The sequence below is a fragment of the Pseudomonas sp. Tri1 genome (assembly GCF_017968885.1).
Lineage (GTDB): Bacteria > Pseudomonadota > Gammaproteobacteria > Pseudomonadales > Pseudomonadaceae > Aquipseudomonas.
Map to the genome: position 1 here is coordinate 1,017,825 of NZ_CP072913.1, position 19,711 is coordinate 1,037,535.

The following is a 19,711-nucleotide window of genomic DNA, read 5'->3' on the forward strand; positions in this document are numbered from 1 at the left end:
AGCGGCGGGCATGCGGATTTGACCGGCTTTGCCCAGGGAGCCCACTGACATGGAGCGTTTGACACGCATTTTGGCTGCGCTGACCCGCTGGGGGCTGGGCCTGTGTGCTCTTCTTTTGGTGCTGCTGGCCTTATACGTCAGCCTCGGCCGGGAATTGGTCCCGCTGGTGGCCGAATATCGTGCCGAGGTCCAGACTCGGGCCAGCCAGGCGCTGGGCATGCCGGTGCACATTGGTAGCCTCGAGGGCAGCTGGAGCGCCCTGGCGCCGATCCTGGCAGCGCGCGACGTGGTGGTCGGCGAGGGCGCCAATGCCCTGCACCTGGATCAGGTGCGGGCCGTGCCGGACTTGTGGGGTAGCCTGCTGGCACGTCAGGTGCGCATTGCGCACCTGGAGCTCAGTGGCCTGAAGATCAGCCTCAAGGAGGGCGCCGACGGTAAGTGGGCCTTGGAAGGTCTGCCGGTGCAAGACGATCAGCCCCTCGATCCGCAACAATTGCTCGATCGCATGCAGGTGATTTCCAAGCTGTCGCTGCTCGATAGCCAAGTGACCTTGCAGCCCCTTGAACAACCACCGTTGACCCTGACCTACGTCGGTTTGAGCCTGCGCACCGGCGCTACCCGTCAGCGCCTGGACGCCCGTTTGACCCTGCCCGACGGCCAGCCCGTGGCGATCAACCTGCGCACCCGCATCCGCGCCAGCGATTGGAAGAATGGCCAGGCCGATGCCTACCTGAGCCTGCCGCAAAGCGACTGGTCCAAATGGCTGCCGAAACGCCTGACCCAGCAATGGAATTTTTCCCGGATCAAGGCCGGTGGCGAGTTCTGGCTGAGTTGGGGGGACGGTATGCTGCAAAGCGCGGCCATGCGCTTGGACGCCCCTGACATCCAGGGAGCCTACGCCGAACGCAAGCCGGTGCACATCCATAACCTGGCCCTCAATGGCTATTTCCAGCGTGGTAACCAGGGGTTTACCGCGACCTTCGATTCCCTGGCGATGAACCTGGGCGAAACCCGCTGGGAGTCACGCCTGCAACTGCAACAGAGCAGCGCCACTGAAAAGACCGAAGAGCTTTGGCACCTGCAAGCCGATCGCCTTGACCTCGCGCCGCTGACCCCATTGCTGCATGCCCTGGCGCCGTTGCCCGAAGGCGTCGCGACGACCATCGACCGGCTCAAGGTCACCGGTGGCTTGCGTAATGTGCTGGTGGATTACCGACCGCAGAACACCGGTGATCAAAAAATCAGCTTCGCCACGAATCTGGACACGGTAGGTTTCGATGCCTACCGCGGTGCCCCAGCGGCGCGCAATGTATCGGGGAGCCTGAGTGGCGACCTCGGTGGCGGCGAGCTGCGCATGGACAGCAAGGATTTCTCCCTGCACCTGGACCCGATCTTCGCCAAGCCCTGGCAATACCTGCAGGCCAATGCCCGGCTGACCTGGAAGCTGGACAAACAAGGCTTCACCCTGATCGCCCCGTACCTGAAGGTGCTGGGGGAGGAGGGCCGGATTGCCGGCGATTTCCTGATCCGCCTGCATTTCGACCATAGCCAGGAAGACTACATGGACCTGCGGGTCGGCCTGGTGGACGGCGACGGGCGTTACACCGCCAAGTACCTGCCCGCGGTCTTGAGCCCGGCGCTGGATGAGTGGCTGCGCACAGCAATCGTCAAAGGCGCCGTGGATGAGGGCTTTTTCCAGTACCAAGGCTCGCTGAACCATGGTGCCGAAGACGCAGCTCGCAGTATCAGCCTGTTTTTCAAGGTGCACGATGCCGAACTGGCGTTCCAGCCGGGCTGGCCTTCGGTCAGCAAGGTCAGTGGTGACGTGTTCGTCGAAGACAGCGGTGTGCGCATCTATGCCAGCCAGGGGCAATTGCTGGAGACCCAGGTCAAGGATGTTTCGGTGAACATCCCCCACGTACCCAGCGGGCAGAGTTCCCATCTGTTGCTGGACGGCGGGTTTGCCGGTGGGCTGGGCGACGGTCTGAAAATCCTCCAGACGGCACCGATCGGTACCGCCGAAACCTTCGCTGGTTGGGAAGGCGAGGGCGCGCTGCAGGGCAGCGTGAAGCTCGATATCCCGCTGGTCAAGGGCGAGCAGCCGAAGATCCTGGTGGACTTCGCCACCGACCAGGCCCGGCTCAAACTCAGTGAGCCGGCACTGGAGCTGACCCAACTCAAGGGCGACTTCCGTTTCGACAGCAGCAAAGGGCTGAGCGGCAAGGGTATCAGCGCCCGGGCCTTCGATCGCCCGGTGACGGCGCAGATTTTCGCCGAGGGCCGTGCCGGTGCGCTCAACACGCGAGTCGCCGCGTCCGGGCAGGTGGAGATCAAGAAACTCAGCAGTTGGCTGAACGTCACCCAGCCGTTGCCGGTCTCCGGGGTGGTGCCTTACCAGCTGCAATTGGTTCTCAATGGTGCCGACAGCCAGTTGTCGGTCAACTCCAGCCTCAAGGGCGTGGCAGTGGACTTGCCGGCACCCTTTGGCATGGCCGCCGATGTCGGGCGCGACACGGTGTTTCGCATGACCCTGCAAGGGCCGGAACGGCGTTACTGGGTCAATTATGGCGACCTGGCCAGCTTCACCTATGCGGCGCCAAGCGGGAAGCTCGCCGACGGTCGTGGCGAGTTGTTGCTGGGGCAAGGCGACGCCGTCCTGCCTGGCGCCAAGGGCTTGCGACTGCGGGGAACGCTATCGGAACTGGACGTCAACCCTTGGCAGACCCTGGTGAGCAAGTACGCCGGCCAGGACCCTGGCAGCAGCGCCAAGCAGTTGCTCAGCAGCGCCGATCTGAAAATCGACAAGCTAACCGCCATGGGAACGACCCTGGACCAGGCTTCGGTACTGCTTGATCGTAAGCCGGACGCCTGGGGCCTGCGGCTCGACAGCCAGCAGGCCAAGGGCAGCGTCAGCCTGCCAGACGCCAAAGCCGCCCCGATTGGTATCAAGCTTGACTATGTGCGCCTGCCAGCCGTGGACCCAACGGTGCAGTCCGACGAAAACGCACCGGATCCTCTGGCTTCGGTCGATCCCTCTGCAATTCCGGCGATGGATATCGCCATCGGTCAGTTGTTCCAAGGCCCGGACCTGATCGGTGCCTGGTCGTTGAAGGTACGTCCGACCGGTAAGGGCATCGCACTGAACAACCTGGACATGGGGCTCAAGGGCATGGTCTTGCAGGGCAACGGCGCCTGGGAAGGTGCACCCGGTGCCACCAGCAGTTGGTACAAGGGCCGCATCGGCGGCAAGAACCTGGCTGATGTACTCAAGGGCTGGGGCTTCGCTCCGAGCGTGACCAGCCAGGAGTTCCACATGGACGTCGATGGGCGCTGGCCGGGTTCGCCGGCGTGGGTCGCGACCAAGCGTTTCTCCGGCAGTCTCGATGCGTCGCTGAGTAAAGGGCAGTTCGTCGAGGTCGAAGGCAGCGCCCAGGCTTTGCGGGTATTCGGTTTGCTGAACTTCAACTCCATCGGTCGACGCCTGCGCCTGGACTTCTCCGACCTGTTCGGCAAGGGCCTGAGCTATGACCGGGTCAAGGGGCTGCTGGTGGCGAGCAACGGTGTGTACGTGACCCGTGAACCTATTACCCTGACAGGGCCTTCCAGCAACCTGGAGCTCAACGGAACGCTGGACATGGTGGCCGACCGGGTCGATGCCAAGTTGTTGGTGACGTTGCCGGTGACCAACAACCTGCCGATCGCCGCGCTGATCGTTGGCGCACCGGCCGTGGGAGGGGCGCTGTTTTTGATCGACAAACTGATCGGCGACCGCGTGGCGCGTTTTGCCAGCGTAAGATACGACGTCAAGGGCCCGTGGAAAGAGCCGAAGATCACCTTCGACAAGCCGTTCTGACAGGCGATGACAAACCCCTGTGGGAGCGAGCTTGCTCGCGATGAGGGCCGGTGCATCCAACATTGATGTTGACTGATCCACCGCAATCGCGAGCAAGCTGGCTCCCACAGGGGCACTACCAAACAACGGGGAACTGCCATGCCAGTCGCAGTGATTCAAATGGTCAGCCAGAGCGATGTGCTCGCCAACCTGGCACGTGCCCGGGAGCTGCTGGAACAGGCCGCCGCCGCCGGTGCAAGGCTGGCGGTGTTGCCTGAAAACTTCGCGGCCATGGGCCGACGGGACATCGCCGACATCGGTCGCGCCGAAGCCTTTGGTCAGGGCCCGATCCTGCCCTGGTTGAAACAGGTCGCCCGCGACCTCAAGTTATGGATTGTGGCCGGTACGTTGCCGTTGCCGCCGGTGGATCAGCCCGAGGCCAAGGCCCATGCCTGTTCGTTGCTGGTCGATGATCAGGGCGAGATCGTGGCGCGCTACGACAAGCTGCACCTGTTCGATGTGGACGTGGCGGACAATCGCGGGCGCTACCGCGAGTCTGATGACTATGCTTATGGCAGCCAGGTAGTGGTCGCTGATACCCCCGTAGGAAGGGTTGGCCTGACGGTTTGTTATGACTTGCGATTCCCTGAGCTGTACAGCGAGTTGCGCGCGGCCGGCGCTGAGCTGATCACGGCGCCCTCGGCGTTCACCGCAGTGACCGGTGCCGCCCATTGGGAGGTACTGATTCGCGCCCGGGCCATCGAGACCCAGTGCTATGTGCTGGCGGCCGCCCAAGGGGGCTTGCATCCGGGGCCAAGGGAAACTTTTGGTCATGCCGCGATTGTCGACCCGTGGGGGCGTGTGCTGGCGCAACAGGATCAAGGCGAAGCCGTGCTGCTGGCCGAGCGCGACAGCAGCGAACAGGCGTCCATCCGGGCGCGCATGCCGGTGGGTAGCCACCGGCGCTTTTTCTCGCAGGGCGCACGACAGCGGCCTGTTCAAGACGACGAATTCAAGGCGTAAAACATATGAGCGGGTTGTTGTCCTCAGTCAGTGAACACCTTTTAGCCCCCGGCGGCGTTACCCTGGACAGCCTGCAAGGCGTGCTGGGCGACTTGGCCGGCCCGGGCATCGATGCGGCCGACCTGTATTTCCAGGGGCAGATCTCCGAGTCCTGGTCGCTGGAAGATGGCATCGTCAAGGAAGGCAGTTTCAACCTTGACCAAGGCGTGGGTGTGCGGGCCCAGTCCGGGGAAAAAACCGGCTTTGCCTACAGTAATGCCATTACCCTCGAGGCGCTTGGCGCCGCTGCCCGTGCTGCTCGCTCGATCTCCCGGGCCGGGCAGAATGGCACGGTCCAGGCCTTCAGCAGCCAGGATGTGGCGCAACTGTATGCGCCGGACAACCCGCTGGAAGTCATGAGCCGCGCCGAAAAAGTCGAGTTGCTCAAGCGCATTGACGTTGCCACCCGCGCCCTGGACCCGCGTATCCAGCAAGTGACGGTAAGCATGGCCGGGGTCTGGGAGCGGATTCTGGTGGCTTCCACCGACGGCGGCCTGGCGGCGGACGTCCGGCCGCTGGTGCGGTTCAATGTCAGCGTGATCGTCGAGCAGAATGGACGACGCGAGCGTGGCGGCCATGGCGGCGGCGGGCGTACCGACTACCGTTATTTCCTCAGTGAAGACCGCGCCATGGGTTACGCCCGCGAAGCGTTGCGCCAGGCGCTGGTCAACCTTGAGGCGATTCCGGCTCCGGCCGGCACGTTGCCGGTGGTGTTGGGTTCCGGTTGGTCCGGTGTGCTGCTGCACGAAGCGGTGGGCCACGGCCTGGAAGGCGACTTCAACCGCAAGGGCAGTTCAGCCTACAGCGGGCGCATGGGTGAAATGGTTGCCTCGAAACTCTGCACCATCGTCGATGACGGCACCCTGGCCGGGCGTCGCGGTTCCCTGAGCGTCGACGATGAAGGTACGCCGACCGAGTGCACCACGCTGATCGAGAACGGCGTACTCAAGGGCTACATGCAGGACAAACTCAACGCCCGGCTGATGGGCGTGGCCCGCACCGGCAACGGTCGTCGCGAGTCTTATGCGCACCTGCCGATGCCGCGCATGACCAACACCTACATGCTGGGTGGCCAAAGCGATCCGGCGGAAATCATTGCCTCGGTGAAAAAGGGCATTTACTGCGCCAACCTCGGTGGCGGCCAGGTGGATATCACCAGCGGCAAATTCGTGTTCTCCACCAGCGAGGCCTACCTGATCGAAGACGGCAAGATCACCGCCCCGGTCAAGGGCGCGACGCTGATCGGCAACGGGCCGGAGGCAATGAGCAAGGTGTCGATGGTCGGTAACGACCTGGCGCTGGACAGTGGCGTGGGGACGTGTGGCAAGGATGGGCAATCGGTGCCGGTAGGCGTCGGTCAACCGACCCTGAAGATCGATGCGATTACCGTGGGTGGCACGGGCGCATGACGGGAGCGCTGGGTGGAGTGCGAGGCCTCCACCCGGGGTCGTGACTCAGCGCAGGCCGCGTTGAGTCTCGTCCAGCTCACGGATGTACTTGAAGATTTTACGGCTCGAGGCCGGTGGCTTGTTTTGCGCCAACTCGTGCTGGGCCTGACGGATCAGGGAGCGCAGTTGCTGGCGATCAGCCTCCGGGTAGTCGATGACGAATTTTTCCAGCACACCGTCATCGCCTGCGATCAAGCGATCGCGCCAGCGTTCCAGGTTATGGAAGCGTTCGTTGTACTGCCGGGTGGAGGCATCGAGTTGATCGAGCAGAACCAGAATGGCGTCAGTGTCCTGATCGCGCATCAGTTTGCCGATGAATTGCAGGTGCCGTTTACGCGCGATATTCGCGGTGTGCTTGGGCGCATCGGCCAGGGCCCGGCGCAAGGCGTCGGTCAGGGGCAGTTTGGCCAGCAAGTCAGGCTTGAGTGTTGTCAGGCGCTCGCCGAGGTCAACCAGAGCATGCAGCTCGCGTTTGACCTGGGATTTGCTTTTTTCACCCTCGTAGAGGGAGTCGTCGTAAGAATCAACCATGGTGGCAGTCCGCAAAGAAACGCCGCCATGATAACCAGTCGGGGGCCGCTTGTCCGGCCCGGTCGCTCGAAGGCCATAGGGTTTGTACGAAAAGTAGCCGAGCGACGATCAGGCAAGGCGAAAACAGGCGAGGAAGCGGAGTCTACTGGTTGTAAATGAGCATTCCGAGCCTGTTTTCAACGCAGCATGATCGTTGCGCAGGCACTTTTCGTACAAAGCCTAACCGAAAGCAGAATTTGAGTGGAGATACACCATGAGTGCAGTTCAGAGCGTCGGCCCGCAAGCATTGCCGGCACTGCAGGAACAAGTCGAGCAGATCCTTGCCGAAGCCAAGCGCCAGGGCGCCAGTGCCTGTGAGGTGGCGGTGTCGCTGGAGCAGGGCCTGTCGACCTCGGTGCGCCAGCGCGAGGTGGAAACCGTCGAGTTCAATCGCGACCAGGGCTTTGGCATTACCTTGTACGCAGGCCAGCGCAAGGGTTCGGCCAGCACCTCGGCCAGCGGCCCGGAGGCCATTCGCGAAACCGTCGCTGCTGCACTGGCGATTGCCAAGCACACCTCCGAGGACGAAGCCTCGGGCCTGGCCGATGCCGCACTGATGTGCAAGGAGTTGCGGGATTTCGACCTGTTCCACGCGTGGGACATTACCCCTGAACAGGCCATCGAACAGGCACTGCGTTGCGAAGCAGCGGCGTTCGATGCCGACCCGCGCATCAAGAACGCCGACGGCACGACGCTCAATACCCACCAGGGCTGCCGGGTCTACGGTAACAGTCACGGTTTCATCGGCGGTTATGCATCGACCCGCCACAGCCTCAGTTGCGTGATGATCGCCGAAGCCAACGGCCAGATGCAGCGCGATTACTGGTACGACGTGAACCGCCAGGGCACCTTGCTGGCGGACCCGGTGAGCATTGGCCAGAAAGCCGCGCAACGAGCGGCCAGCCGTCTGGGCGCGCGACCGGTGCCGACCTGTGAGGTGCCGGTGCTGTTTTCTGCCGAGCTGGCCGGTGGCTTGTTCGGCAGCTTCCTCTCGGCGGTGTCCGGCGGCAACCTGTACCGCAAGTCGTCGTTCCTCGAAGGCGCGCTGGGCCAGAAACTGTTCCCGGAATGGATGACCATCGACGAACGTCCGCACCTGATGCAAGCCATGGGCAGCTCGGCATTCGACGGCGATGGCCTGGCGACCTACGCCAAGCCGTTCGTGGAAAACGGTGAACTGGTGTCCTACATCCTCGGCACCTATTCGGGCCGCAAGCTCGGCATGCCGAGCACCGCCAATGCCGGTGGCGTGCACAACCTGTTCGTGACCCATGGTGACGAAGACCAGGCTGCCTTGCTGCGGCGGATGGGGCGTGGCCTGCTGGTGACCGAGCTGATGGGCCATGGCCTGAACATGGTCACCGGGGATTACTCGCGCGGCGCGGCGGGGTTCTGGGTCGAGAACGGCGAGATTCAATTTGCGGTCCAGGAAGTGACCATCGCCGGTAACATGCGCGACATGTTCAAGCAGATCGTGGCCGTGGGCAACGACCTGGAACTGCGCAGCAACATCCGCACCGGCTCGGTGCTGATCGAGCGGATGACGGTGGCGGGTAGCTAACGTTCATCGCGCTACCAAAGGCGCGTCATTCGCTTGGATGGCGCGCCTTTTTTTGTGCCCGCAGAACCCTTGTGGCGAGGGGATTTATCCCTGCGGGGGAGCGTAGCGCTCCCTAAAACATCGGATACTGCGTTGTGTCTGGCTGAAACTCCGGGCTGCTTCGCAACCCAGCGGGGATAAATCCCCTCGCCACAACGTGATCTCACGAGACTTGTGTTGGTTCTTATTATCATCTAATAATGAATCTCATTTGACGAATGAGCCGCGGTCATGAGTTCTGCCCTGCACGAGCAACCCTACCTTGAAAGCTGGCGCTGGATGAGTCGCCAGATCCGTTGTGCGCTGAGCCCGGATGAACCGCGGTTGATCGAGCACTACCTGGCCGAAGGGCGCTATCTGGCCTGCTGCACTGGCACTTCGCCGTGGATGATTTGCGAAACCGAGTTCCGCTTGTTGCTCGATACCGCCGCCGATGTCGCGTTGCCCTGGCACTGGCGCTCTCTCTGTCTCGACCAGGCCTGGCGCCCACTGCGTGACCTCGAACGACAATCACTTTGCCGCTGCCGCCTCAAGCGCTGGCAGAGCCATGCCTGGGCGCTGGCGACCTGCGTCCTGGAACCGTCGATTCCTCTTATAGAACTGGTGCAAGGAACTCCCGATGAGTAATACCCGTATCGAACGCGACAGCATGGGCGAACTGCAAGTCCCGGCGGACGCACTCTATGGCGCGCAGACCCAGCGTGCCGTGGGCAACTTCCCAGTCAGCGGTCAGCGCATGCCGGCGCAGTTCATTCGTGCCCTGATCCTGGCCAAGGCCGCCGCCGCCCGGGCCAACGTCGAACTGGAACAAATCAGCGTGGCTCAGGGCAAAGCCATCGTCGACGCGGCCCAGGGGTTGCTCGAGGGCCAGTTCATGGAGCATTTCCCGGTGGATATCTTCCAGACCGGCTCCGGCACCAGCTCCAACATGAATGCCAACGAAGTGATCGCCACCCTTGCCAGTCGTCTGTTGGGGGAGACGGTCAACCCGAACGATCACGTCAACTGCGGCCAGAGCAGCAACGACATCATTCCAACCTGCATTCATGTCAGCGCTGCACTGGCCTTGCATGAGCAATTGCTGCCGGCGCTGTTGCACCTGGTGCAGGTGATCGAGCGCAAGGCCGTGGAGGTTCATCCGTTCATCAAGACCGGTCGTACTCATTTGATGGATGCCATGCCGGTTCGCTTGAGCCAGGTGCTCAATGGTTGGGCGCAGCAACTCAAAGCCAATATCGGCCACTTGCAGGACTTGCTGCCGAGCCTGCAAGCCTTGGCCCAGGGCGGTACGGCAGTCGGCACCGGGGTCAACGCTCATCCTCGATTCGCCGAGCTGTTCAGCCAGCAACTGACGCAACTGACGCAAGTGCAATTTACCCCGGGCAAGAATCTGTTTGCGCTGATCGGTTCCCAGGACACCGCCGTAGCGGTCTCCGGGCAGCTCAAGACCACGGCAGTGTCGCTGATGAAAATCGCCAACGATCTGCGCTGGATGAATTCCGGGCCGTTGGCCGGCCTGGGGGAGATCGAACTCGAAGGCCTGCAGCCGGGCTCCTCGATCATGCCCGGCAAGGTCAACCCGGTCATTCCCGAAGCCACTGCGATGGTGGCGGCCCAGGTGATTGGCAATGACACGGTGATCACCATCGCCGGTCAATCGGGCAATTTCGAATTGAACGTGATGCTGCCGATCATCGCCCAGAACCTGCTGAGCAGCATCGCCCTGATGTCCACCGCCAGCCGTTTGCTGGCCGACAAGGCCATCGCCACATTCAAGGTCAACGAGGCCAGGCTCAAGGAGGCGTTGTCACGCAACCCGATCCTGGTCACCGCGTTGAACCCGATCATCGGTTACCAGAAGGCCGCTGAAATCGCCAAGAAGGCTTATCAGCAGGGCCGGCCGGTCATCGATGTCGCCCTGGAACACACCGACCTGACGCGCAGCGAACTGGAGGTCCTGCTGGACCCGGAAAAGCTCACGGCTGGCGGCGTGTAACCCGACACCTCTATGGAGGACTCATCATGGAACATTGGAAACGCACGATCGAACGGGCCAATCGCTGTTTCATGCTTGGCGAGCTGGTGGATGCCCGTGAGGGCTATCTGCAAGCGCTGGCCCTGGCCCAAGTGTTATTCGGGCGTTGGGCCGACGCCGACGAAGCCGTGGCTGCTTGCGTCGTCTCCCACCACAACCTGGCGGATCTGCACCTGCGCCTGAACCAGCCGGAGGAGAGCGCCGAGTACCTGTGCGCCATCCATCAGCGGTTGCTGCAGACGATGCAGGACGAGCGCCAGGCGCCAGCGTTGCGTGCGGCGGCGATGCGCCAGAGTCACAAGACCTATGTCGAGCTGCTGAATTTCATCAGCGAGCATGGTGAATACCCACGCACCCAGCGCCTGCTGCACGGCAATACGACTTCGGCTCGGCCGCGTACTGCCCCTCTTCATTATGGAGTTCATTGAACATGGCTTTCACTTTGCCTGTATTGCCCTACGCCTACGACGCCCTGGAGCCGCACATCGATGCGCAAACCATGGAGATCCACTACACCAAGCATCACCAGACTTACATCAACAACCTCAACGCCGCAGTGCAAGACACTGAATACGCCCAATGGCCGGTCGAAAAACTGCTGTCCAGCGTGGAGCAATTGCCGCAAGGCCTGAGGGCCGCCGTCATCAACCAAGGTGGTGGGCATGCCAACCACTCGTTGTTCTGGGAAGTCATGTCACCCCAGGGCGGTGGTCAACCTGACGGTGCCCTGGCGGCGGCGATCGAGGCGCAACTGGGTGGTCTGGAACAGTTCAAGGAAGCCTTCACCAAAGCGGCACTGACCCGTTTCGGCAGCGGCTGGGCCTGGTTGTGCGTGACCGCGCAAAAAACGCTGGTGGTGCAAAGCAGTGGCAACCAGGACAGCCCATTGATGCACGGTCATACGCCGATTCTTGGCCTGGACGTCTGGGAACACGCTTATTACCTGCTGTACCAGAACCGTCGGCCCGAATACATCAACGCTTTCTACAACGTGATCAATTGGCCTGAAGTGGCGCGTCGCTATCAGTCTGCGCTGGTCTGAATCTTCATGAAAACAATCCAAGGCTGACTATGGATACTCAAACCCTGGCGGTTGGAAGCGCACGGATGTTCCGCTACGCCTTGGGGTCGCTGTTGATGTTGGCCGGGCTGACATTGCTGGTGGCCCAGGGCCTGGCGTGGCTGGATCTGGAGCCGAAACTGCTGCGTGCGTTGCAGGGCGGTGGCCTTTGCGCCTTGGGTACGGCGTTGGGCGCCGTGCCGGTGTTGGTCATCCGGCGCATGCCCGAGGCCGTGAGCGATTCGCTGCTGGGCTTCGGTGCCGGGGTGATGCTGGCCGCCACGGCATTTTCGCTGATCGTGCCGGGCATTGCCGCCGCTGAACAGCTGGGGCTCACACCTTGGGCGGCCAGCGGGCTGATCAGTTTCGGCATCCTGCTGGGGGCGTTCGGGCTGTATCTGGTGGATCGCAAGGTGTCCGCCAGTCCTGAGCGGCTGGTGGAGGCACCGGGACGTCCGATCATTGCCCCGCGGATCTGGTTGTTTGTATTTGCCATCGTGGCCCACAACATTCCCGAAGGGATGGCCGTCGGCGTGTCAGCGGGCGGCGGCATGCCCGATGCCGACAGTCTGGCGATGGGCATCGCCTTGCAGGATGTACCTGAGGGGCTGGTGATCGCACTGGTGCTGGCCACCGCGGGGATGTCGCGAATCAAGGCCTTCATGATTGGCGCCGCGTCAGGGCTGGTCGAACCGCTGTTTGCGCTGCTGTGCGCGTGGCTGGTCAGCCTGGCGGAGATGTTGTTGCCCCTGGGGTTGGCGCTGGCGGCCGGGGCGATGCTGTTGGTGGTGACTCATGAGGTCATCCCCGAATCGCGCCGCAATGGTCACGACAAGCTGGCGAGCCTGGGGTTGTTGGTGGGGTTTTGCCTGATGATGGTGATGGATACGGCGTTGGCGTGACGCAATCGACGGGCTATGAGCTTTGGCTTTTGTGGCGAGGAGCAAGCTCCCTCGCCACAAAAAATCCGCCCTGAGCCTGGGGCAATTATTCGCCTTCGTCGAAATAGTTGTTGATCAGCGCCACCAACGCATCCAACGCTTCCTGTGCCTGTTCGCCTTCAGTGTGCAGGTGGATCCTGGTGCCCTTGCCGGCGGCGAGCATCATCATCGCCATAATGCTTTTACCGTCGATCATGGACTCAGGCGTGCGCCCGACCCGGATGGTGGTGTCCTTGAATTGGCCGGCAATCCCGACGAACTTGGCCGACGCACGGGCATGCAACCCCAGCTTGTTGATGATTTCGATTTCCAGAGCAGGCATCGCGATGTGAATCCTTTAGCTGAGGTCGCGGTGGCGAACCTGGACGTTCTTCAGGGATTGTTGCAGGAGCTGACCCAGGCGTTCGGTCAGGTAGACAGAGCGGTGATGACCGCCGGTGCAGCCGATGGCGATCGTGACATAGGCGCGGTTGCTCGCGGCAAAGCGGGGCAGCCATTTGAGCAGGTAGGTGGAGATATCCTGAAACATTTCCTCGACGTCCGGCTGGGCCGCCAAGTAGTCGATCACTGGCTGGTCAAGCCCGGACTGCTCGCGCAATTCCGGTTTCCAATAAGGGTTGGGCAGGCAGCGCACATCGAACACCAGGTCGGCGTCTACCGGCATGCCACGCTTGAAGCCAAAAGATTCCACCAGGAACGCAGTGCCTGGCTCCGGCTGGTTCAGCAGGCGCAACTTGATAGTGTCGCGTAGCTGATACAGGTTCAGGTTCGTGGTATTGACCTTCAGGTCCGCCAGGTCGGCAATCGGACTCAGCAGTTGGCTTTCGTCATGAATGGCTTCGGCCAGGGAACGGCTGGCGTTGCTCAAGGGGTGGCGCCGACGGGTTTCGGAAAAACGCTTGAGCAGCGTCTCTTCATCGGCATCCAGGTACAGCACATCGCACTGGATATGCCGGCTGCGTACTTCCTCTAGCAGTTCGGGAAAGCGCGACAGATGGCTCGGCAGGTTACGTGCATCTATGGACACCGCTACTAGCGGCTGTGCCAGTTCGGTGTGGATCAGGGCTCGTTCGGCCAGTTCCGGCAGCAGGCCGGCCGGCAGGTTGTCGATGCAATAGTAGCCGCTGTCCTCAAGCACATTGAGCGCCGTGCTTTTACCGGAGCCGGAGCGGCCACTGACGATGATCATGCGCATGTTTAATGACCGTTCTGCTCGTCCAGGACAACCTGATACAAGGCTTCGTTGCTCGGTGCGCTGCGCAGTTTTTCGCGAACTTCCTTGCGGTCCAGCATGCTGGCGATCTGGCGCAGCAGCTCAAGATGCGCATCGGTTGCCGCTTCCGGGACCAGCAGTACAAACAGCAGGTCGACCGGGGCGCCGTCGATGGCGTCGAAATCTATGGGGGCTTCAAGGTGCAACAGTGCGCTGATGGGCGCGCTACAACCCTTGAGGCGGCAGTGGGGAATGGCAATGCCGTTGCCAAAACCGGTGGAACCGAGTTTTTCACGGGCAACCAGGGCCTCGAAGACGTCCTGCATTTCCAGATCCGGCACTTCGCGGTGGATCAGGTTGGCAATTTGTTCGAGGGCTTTCTTTTTACTGCCGCCCGGCGCGTTCACTTGGGAACGGCCGGGGGTCAGGATGGATTCTAGTCGGATCATGGATTGGGGGGGTTAACGACCGGTCGCGCCCTGGAGGAGGCTCTGGGTCTTTTCCTTATGCTTTTTAAGTTGGCGATCCAGCTTGTCGGTCAGCAGGTCAATTGCGGCATACATGTCTGAATGCTCCGCGTTGGCAACCACTTCTCCGCCGGGGATATGCAACGTGGCTTCGATTTTCTGCAGCAGCTTCTCGACGGTCATCGTCACTTGCACGTTGGTGATCTTGTCGAAATGCCTTTCCAATCGGTCGAGTTTTTCGCCGACGTAGGTGCGCAGGGGTTCGGTCACTTCCAGTTGGTGTCCACTGATGTTGACTTGCATACAGCTTCTCCTTCGTTGCCAGTGCATAAAGCGGCAGGCAGAAATGCCTGCCACTGGAACGCTGTGGCGTGGCCCGTTACATCAACCGCTTGCGTTCGCTCGAAGGTGCGATCCCGAGGGATTCGCGGTATTTGGCGACGGTACGGCGGGCCACCTGAATGCCTTGTGCCTCCAGTAAACCAGCGATCTTGCTGTCACTCAACGGCTTTTTCTGATTTTCCGCCGCCACCAGTTTTTTGATGATCGCGCGGATGGCTGTGGACGAGCATTCGCCGCCTTCGGAGGTGCTGACGTGGCTGGAGAAAAAATATTTCAGTTCATAGATACCTCGGGGGGTATGCATGAATTTCTGGGTGGTTACCCGGGAAATCGTCGACTCGTGCATGCCCACCGCCTCGGCGATGTCGTGCAGGACCAACGGTTTCATCGCTTCGTCGCCATACTCCAGGAAGCCGCGCTGATGCTCGACGATCTGGGTGGCGACTTTCATCAGGGTTTCGTTGCGGCTTTGCAGGCTCTTGATGAACCAGCGCGCTTCCTGCAACTGGTTGCGCATGAAGGTGTTGTCGGCGCTGGTGTCGGCGCGCCGGACGAAACCGGCGTATTGGGCATTGACCCGTAGCTTGGGCACCGACTCCTGGTTGAGCTCCACCAGCCAGCGATCGTTGTGCTTGCGCACGATCACGTCGGGGACCACGTATTCGGGTTCGGTGGATTCGATTTGCGAGCCTGGGCGCGGGTTGAGGCTCTGGACCAGTTCGATGACCTGGCGCAGCTCATCTTCCTTGAGCTTCATGCGGCGCATCAGCTGGCTGTAGTCGCGACCGCCCAGCAGGTCGATGTAGTCGGTGACCAGGCGCTTGGCTTCGGCCAGCCAAGGTGTCTTGGCGGGCAGCTGGCGCAGTTGCAGCAGCAGGCATTCGCCCAGGTTGCGGGCGCCGATGCCGGCCGGTTCGAATTGCTGGATGCGATGCAGGACGGCTTCGATCTCGTCCAGCTCGATGTCCAGCTCGGGGTCGAAGGCTTCGAGGATTTCTTCGAGAGTCTCGTCCAGGTAGCCCTGGTTGTTGATGCAGTCGATCAGGGTCACGGCGATCAGGCGATCGGTATCGGACATCGGCGCCAGGTTCAGTTGCCACAGCAGGTGGCTTTGCAGGCTCTCGCCGGCAGAGGTGCGGGTGGTGAAGTCCCACTCGTCGTCGTCACTGCTCGGCAGGTTGCTGGCGCTGGTCTGGTAGACGTCCTCCCAGGCCGTGTCCACCGGCAGGTCGTTGGGGATGCGTTCGTTCCATTCGCCATCCTCGAGGTTGTCCACCGTCGGGGCGGCTTCCTGGTAGGACGGTTCCGGGATTTCGGTGTTGGTCTTTTGCTCGACGTTGTCGGCCAGCGGATCGGTATTGTCGAAGTCGTCGCCTTCTTCCTGGCGTTCGAGCATCGGATTGGACTCCAGGGCCTCCTGGATTTCCTGTTGCAGGTCCAGGGTCGACAATTGGAGCAGGCGGATGGCCTGTTGCAGCTGCGGTGTCATCGTCAGCTGCTGGCCCATTCTCAAGACTAGCGATGGTTTCATGGCAGGGGCTTAACACCTTATTCGCCGGCGCACATGCGCCATCCACTACAGGGCGCCGAAGCGCCAAACTTAAGCAAATTATATGCCTGAAACTGAAGTGTTTGCCTAGAGCGCCGCCATAATAAATTAGCGGCGCCAGGGCGATTCGCCAGACACTTTGCGCTTACAGGCGGAACTCGTGGCCCAGATACACTTCCTTGACCAGCTCATTGGCCAGGATGGTGGCGGAGTCGCCTTCGGCGATCAACTGGCCATCATTGACGATGTAGGCGGTTTCGCAGATATCCAGCGTCTCGCGCACGTTGTGGTCGGTGATCAGCACGCCGATCCCCTTGGCCTTGAGGTGGTGGATGATCTGCTTGATGTCGCCCACTGAAATCGGATCCACGCCGGCGAACGGTTCGTCGAGCAGGATGAATTTCGGTGCGGTGGCCAGGGCGCGGGCGATTTCCACGCGGCGCCGTTCGCCACCGGACAGGCTCATGCCCAGGTTGTCGCGAATGTGGCTGATGTGGAATTCCTGCAGCAGGCTTTCCAGTTCCTGGCGGCGACCGGCCTTGTCGAGCTCCTTGCGGGTCTCGAGGATGGCCATGATGTTGTCGGCAACCGACAGCTTGCGGAAGATCGACGCTTCCTGGGGCAGATAGCCGATACCGGCCTTTGCCCGGCCGTGCATGGGCTGGTGGCTGACGTCCAGGTCGTCGATCAGCACGCGCCCCTGGTCGGCCTGGACCAGGCCGACGATCATGTAGAAGCAGGTGGTCTTGCCCGCGCCGTTAGGGCCGAGCAGGCCGACGATCTGGCCGCTGTCGATGGACAGGCTGACATCACGCACGACTTGACGGCTCTTGTAGCTCTTGGCCAGATGCTGAGCTTTCAGAGTTGCCATTACTGGGCCTTCTGCTCGTCGGTTTTCTTTTTCGGCTGGATCACCATGTCGATGCGAGGACGGGATTCAGTGATTTTGCTGCCCGTAGCGCGACCGGCGCTGGCCAGCTTTTTGTTCGTGTCATAGACGATTTTCTCGCCTTGGGTAACGTTGCCGTCCTTGTCCACGACCTTGGCGCGGTCGATCAGCACGACGCGATCCTGGGAGGCGTGATACTGGATGGTCACCCCGTAGCCTTGCACCGGCTTGGTGTCGCCCGCGGTCTGAATCTGTTCGAAATAGGCCAGGTTGCCCACCGAGGTCACTACGTCGATATCACCGGACTGGGTGCGGGTGATGGTCACGGTGTTGCCGGTGACCTTCATCGAGCCCTGGGTGATGATCACGTCACCCTTGTAGGTGGCGACACCGTTCTTGTCGTCCAGTTGCGCGTCGTCGGCCTGGATACGGATAGGTTGGTCGCGATCGTTGGGAAGAGCCCAGGCGCTCGCGCTTCCCAGTGCTGCGCCCAGACTGAGCAAAATAGGGAGGGTTTTAGCGAGCTTCATACTGTCCTCTTACGTTCGATAGCAGGTGTATCCTGCTTTCCTTCAAATACGCTTTCATTCCCGTGCCGGTCGATACACCCCCGGCGCCGTCGATTCTAACGGGTTGCTCGGTCTGCGCATATTCTTGCTGTGGGAACACGGTCATACGACTGCTGGTGATGATGGTCGTACGGTTTTTTTCATCGGTTCGGGCCACGCGTACCGAATCGATCAGTTCCACTTCGGTGCCCCCGGAGTTGACTTCGGCGCGCAGGCTCTGCACATGCCAGGGGAACTCGGTGCCGCGGAACATGTTCAGGTCCGGTTTGGTCACCAGCGTAATATCGGTGGCCTTTACATGGTCGACCTTGTCGGACGTCATCTCATACTGCACCTTGCCGTCGGGCAGGTATTGCAGGGTATGCGTGTTGGTCGCGTACCAGTCGATATTTTCTTCGACCGTGGCTGCCGGTTGATCGAGGAAGCGTTCCGGGCTGATGTTCCAGTAGCCCACCGCGGCAAAGATCGCCGCGATACTGCCGAACACCACAATGGTGCGAATCTTCTTGCTCAGCATAATTGGCTCACAGGTATGCGGCGTTGGCCGCTTCGAGGCGGCCCTGGGCGCGCAGGATCAATTCGCAGAATTCACGGGCCGCGCCTTCGCCGCCGCGTGCTGTGGTAATGCCGTGGGCGTGCTCGCGTACGAAGGCCGCCGCGTTGGCGACCGCCATGCCCAGGCCGACCCGGCGAATCACCGGCAGGTCCGGCAAATCATCGCCGAGGTAGGCGACCTGTTCATAGCTTAGGTTGAGTTGGCCCAAAAGTTCGTCCAGTACCACCAGTTTGTCTTCGCGACCCTGGTAAAGGTGTGGAATGCCGAGGTTTTTCGCGCGCCGCTCGACCACTGGCGTCTTGCGGCCGCTGATGATGGCGGTCTGGACCCCGGCGGCCATCAGCATCTTGATGCCCTGGCCGTCGAGGGTATTGAAAGTCTTGAACTCGCTGCCGTCTTCGAGGAAATACAGCCGACCATCGGTCAGTACGCCGTCGACGTCGAATACGGCCAGTTTGATCGCTTTGCCACGTTGCAGCAGGTCTGTGCTCATTTACATGACTCCCGCACGCAGCAAGTCGTGCATATTCAGGGCGCCTACCGGGCGGTCTTCGTCGTCGACCACCACCAGGGCGCTGATCTTATGGTCTTCCATGATTTTCAAGGCCTCGGCGGCGAGCATCTCGGCGCGAGCGGTCTTGCCATGGGGTGTCATGACTTGCTCGATGGTCGCACTGTGGATGTCGATGGTACGGTCCAGGGTGCGGCGCAGGTCGCCGTCGGTGAAGATCCCGGCGAGCTTGCCGTCGGCTTCAAGCACCACCGTCATGCCCAGCCCCTTGCGCGTCATTTCCATGAGCGCGTCCTTGAGCAGCGTGCCGCGCTGTACCTGCGGCAACTCCTGGCCGGCGTGCATCACGTTTTCGACTTTCAGCAGCAGGCGCCGGCCAAGGGCGCCGCCGGGATGGGAAAAGGCGAAATCCTCAGCGGTGAACCCTCGGGCTTCCAGCAGGGCGACGGCCAGGGCATCGCCCATGACCAGGGCGGCGGTGGTGGAGGAGGTCGGCGCCAGGTTCAACGGGCAGGCTTCGTGCTCGACATGGACATTGAGGTTCACTTCAGCGGCCTTGGCCAGCGGCGAATCCGGATTGCCGGTGACGCTGATCAACTGGATGCCCAGGCGTTTGATCAGGGGCAACAGGGTGATGATCTCATTGGTGGAACCGGAATTGGACAGGGCCAGGATGACGTCGTCCCGGGTGATCATGCCCATGTCACCGTGGCTGGCTTCGGCCGGATGGACGAAAAAGGCCGTGGTGCCGGTGCTGGCCAGGGTGGCGGCGATCTTGTTGCCGATGTGCCCGGACTTGCCCATGCCGACCACGACCACGCGGCCCTTGCTGGCCAGAATCATCTCGCAGGCGCGTACGAAATCAGCGTCGATATGAGGCAGCAAGCCTTGTACGGCTTCGAGCTCGAGGCGGATGGTACGTTGTGCCGATTGAATCAGGTCGCTGGATTGGCTCATGTCAGAAATCGTATAGCCCGATGAAAAGGCGGCGATTATAGCGGCAATGAACAATTCCCTCACGTTAGTTCGTCATGCTTTGTTCGAACGATCCGCAAGTCCTGACACAA

The 19,711-nt window shown here is 61.5% G+C and carries 20 protein-coding genes; 9 read left to right on the top strand and 11 right to left on the bottom strand.

The window, feature by feature from the left end:
- The first annotated feature begins 49 nt into the window (after positions 1-49).
- From J9870_RS04310 to tldD, 3 genes are all read left to right on the top strand, one after another.
- Positions 50-3,853, top strand: coding sequence for a YhdP family protein (locus J9870_RS04310; RefSeq protein ID WP_210642844.1), 3,804 nt, complete (start codon positions 50-52; stop codon positions 3,851-3,853).
- A gap of 138 nt (positions 3,854-3,991) precedes the next feature.
- Positions 3,992-4,855: a carbon-nitrogen hydrolase family protein gene (locus J9870_RS04315; RefSeq protein ID WP_210642845.1), complete on the top strand. Its 864-nt coding sequence runs from the start codon at positions 3,992-3,994 to the stop codon at positions 4,853-4,855.
- A gap of 5 nt (positions 4,856-4,860) precedes the next feature.
- Positions 4,861-6,303 carry a metalloprotease TldD gene (tldD, locus tag J9870_RS04320; RefSeq protein ID WP_135843693.1) on the top strand — a complete coding sequence of 481 codons (1,443 nt, stop codon included), beginning with the start codon at positions 4,861-4,863 and terminating at the stop codon, positions 6,301-6,303.
- Between the two features lie 45 nt (positions 6,304-6,348).
- Here tldD and yjgA read toward each other — a convergent pair whose 3' ends face one another.
- Positions 6,349-6,873 carry a ribosome biogenesis factor YjgA gene (gene yjgA / locus J9870_RS04325; RefSeq protein WP_003197830.1) on the bottom strand — a complete coding sequence of 175 codons (525 nt, stop codon included), beginning with the start codon at positions 6,871-6,873 and terminating at the stop codon, positions 6,349-6,351.
- Between the two features lie 253 nt (positions 6,874-7,126).
- Between yjgA and pmbA the strand changes: the two genes are divergently transcribed.
- The 6 genes from pmbA (at position 7,127) to J9870_RS04355 (ending at position 12,509) form a co-directional block, all read left to right on the top strand.
- The gene (pmbA, locus tag J9870_RS04330) at positions 7,127-8,473 is read left to right on the top strand and encodes a metalloprotease PmbA (protein WP_210642846.1); all 1,347 of its coding nucleotides are present in this window, start codon (positions 7,127-7,129) and stop codon (positions 8,471-8,473) included.
- 270 nt (positions 8,474-8,743) lie between these two features.
- Complete coding sequence (locus tag J9870_RS04335) at positions 8,744-9,139, top strand: FagA protein (protein ID WP_210642847.1); 396 nt, start codon at positions 8,744-8,746, stop codon at positions 9,137-9,139.
- Positions 9,132-10,508 (top strand): class II fumarate hydratase, encoded by a 1,377-nt coding sequence (locus J9870_RS04340; RefSeq protein ID WP_210642848.1) that lies wholly within the window; start codon positions 9,132-9,134, stop codon positions 10,506-10,508. The genes J9870_RS04335 and J9870_RS04340 overlap by 8 nt, the downstream gene beginning before the upstream one ends.
- A gap of 26 nt (positions 10,509-10,534) precedes the next feature.
- Positions 10,535-10,975: a hypothetical protein gene (locus tag J9870_RS04345; protein WP_210642849.1), complete on the top strand. Its 441-nt coding sequence runs from the start codon at positions 10,535-10,537 to the stop codon at positions 10,973-10,975.
- Between the two features lie 2 nt (positions 10,976-10,977).
- Positions 10,978-11,589, top strand: a complete 612-nt coding sequence (locus J9870_RS04350) for a superoxide dismutase (RefSeq protein ID WP_210642850.1) — start codon at positions 10,978-10,980, stop codon at positions 11,587-11,589.
- Positions 11,590-11,618: 29 nt separating this feature from the next.
- Positions 11,619-12,509 carry a ZIP family metal transporter gene (locus J9870_RS04355; protein ID WP_210642851.1) on the top strand — a complete coding sequence of 297 codons (891 nt, stop codon included), beginning with the start codon at positions 11,619-11,621 and terminating at the stop codon, positions 12,507-12,509.
- Positions 12,510-12,594: 85 nt separating this feature from the next.
- On the opposite strand, the gene J9870_RS04360 is transcribed toward J9870_RS04355, so the two are convergent.
- The 10 genes from J9870_RS04360 to J9870_RS04405 form a co-directional block, all read right to left on the bottom strand.
- Positions 12,595-12,870, bottom strand: coding sequence for an HPr family phosphocarrier protein (locus J9870_RS04360; protein ID WP_210642852.1), 276 nt, complete (start codon positions 12,868-12,870; stop codon positions 12,595-12,597).
- A gap of 15 nt (positions 12,871-12,885) precedes the next feature.
- Positions 12,886-13,743, bottom strand: a complete 858-nt coding sequence (gene rapZ / locus J9870_RS04365) for an RNase adapter RapZ (RefSeq protein ID WP_210642853.1) — start codon at positions 13,741-13,743, stop codon at positions 12,886-12,888.
- Between the two features lie 2 nt (positions 13,744-13,745).
- Entirely contained in the window at positions 13,746-14,210 is a 465-nt protein-coding gene (gene ptsN, locus J9870_RS04370) for a PTS IIA-like nitrogen regulatory protein PtsN (RefSeq protein WP_210642854.1), read from the bottom strand.
- 12 nt (positions 14,211-14,222) lie between these two features.
- Entirely contained in the window at positions 14,223-14,531 is a 309-nt protein-coding gene (gene raiA, locus J9870_RS04375; RefSeq protein ID WP_210642855.1) for a ribosome-associated translation inhibitor RaiA, read from the bottom strand.
- A 76-nt stretch (positions 14,532-14,607) separates the two neighbouring features.
- Positions 14,608-16,101 (bottom strand): RNA polymerase factor sigma-54, encoded by a 1,494-nt coding sequence (locus J9870_RS04380; protein ID WP_025211857.1) that lies wholly within the window; start codon positions 16,099-16,101, stop codon positions 14,608-14,610.
- A 163-nt stretch (positions 16,102-16,264) separates the two neighbouring features.
- The gene (gene lptB, locus J9870_RS04385) at positions 16,265-16,990 is read right to left on the bottom strand and encodes an LPS export ABC transporter ATP-binding protein (RefSeq protein ID WP_047228667.1); all 726 of its coding nucleotides are present in this window, start codon (positions 16,988-16,990) and stop codon (positions 16,265-16,267) included.
- A complete protein-coding gene (gene lptA / locus J9870_RS04390; RefSeq protein ID WP_210642856.1) occupies positions 16,990-17,538 on the bottom strand; it encodes a lipopolysaccharide transport periplasmic protein LptA in 549 nt (182 codons plus the stop codon). Before lptA ends, lptB begins: the two co-directional genes overlap by 1 nt.
- A complete protein-coding gene (gene lptC / locus J9870_RS04395) occupies positions 17,525-18,094 on the bottom strand; it encodes an LPS export ABC transporter periplasmic protein LptC (protein ID WP_210642857.1) in 570 nt (189 codons plus the stop codon). The genes lptA and lptC overlap by 14 nt, the downstream gene beginning before the upstream one ends.
- Positions 18,095-18,101: 7 nt before the next feature.
- Positions 18,102-18,626 (bottom strand): HAD family hydrolase, encoded by a 525-nt coding sequence (locus J9870_RS04400; RefSeq protein WP_210642858.1) that lies wholly within the window; start codon positions 18,624-18,626, stop codon positions 18,102-18,104.
- The gene (locus J9870_RS04405; RefSeq protein WP_210642859.1) at positions 18,627-19,601 is read right to left on the bottom strand and encodes a KpsF/GutQ family sugar-phosphate isomerase; all 975 of its coding nucleotides are present in this window, start codon (positions 19,599-19,601) and stop codon (positions 18,627-18,629) included.
- Positions 19,602-19,711 lie beyond the last annotated feature (110 nt).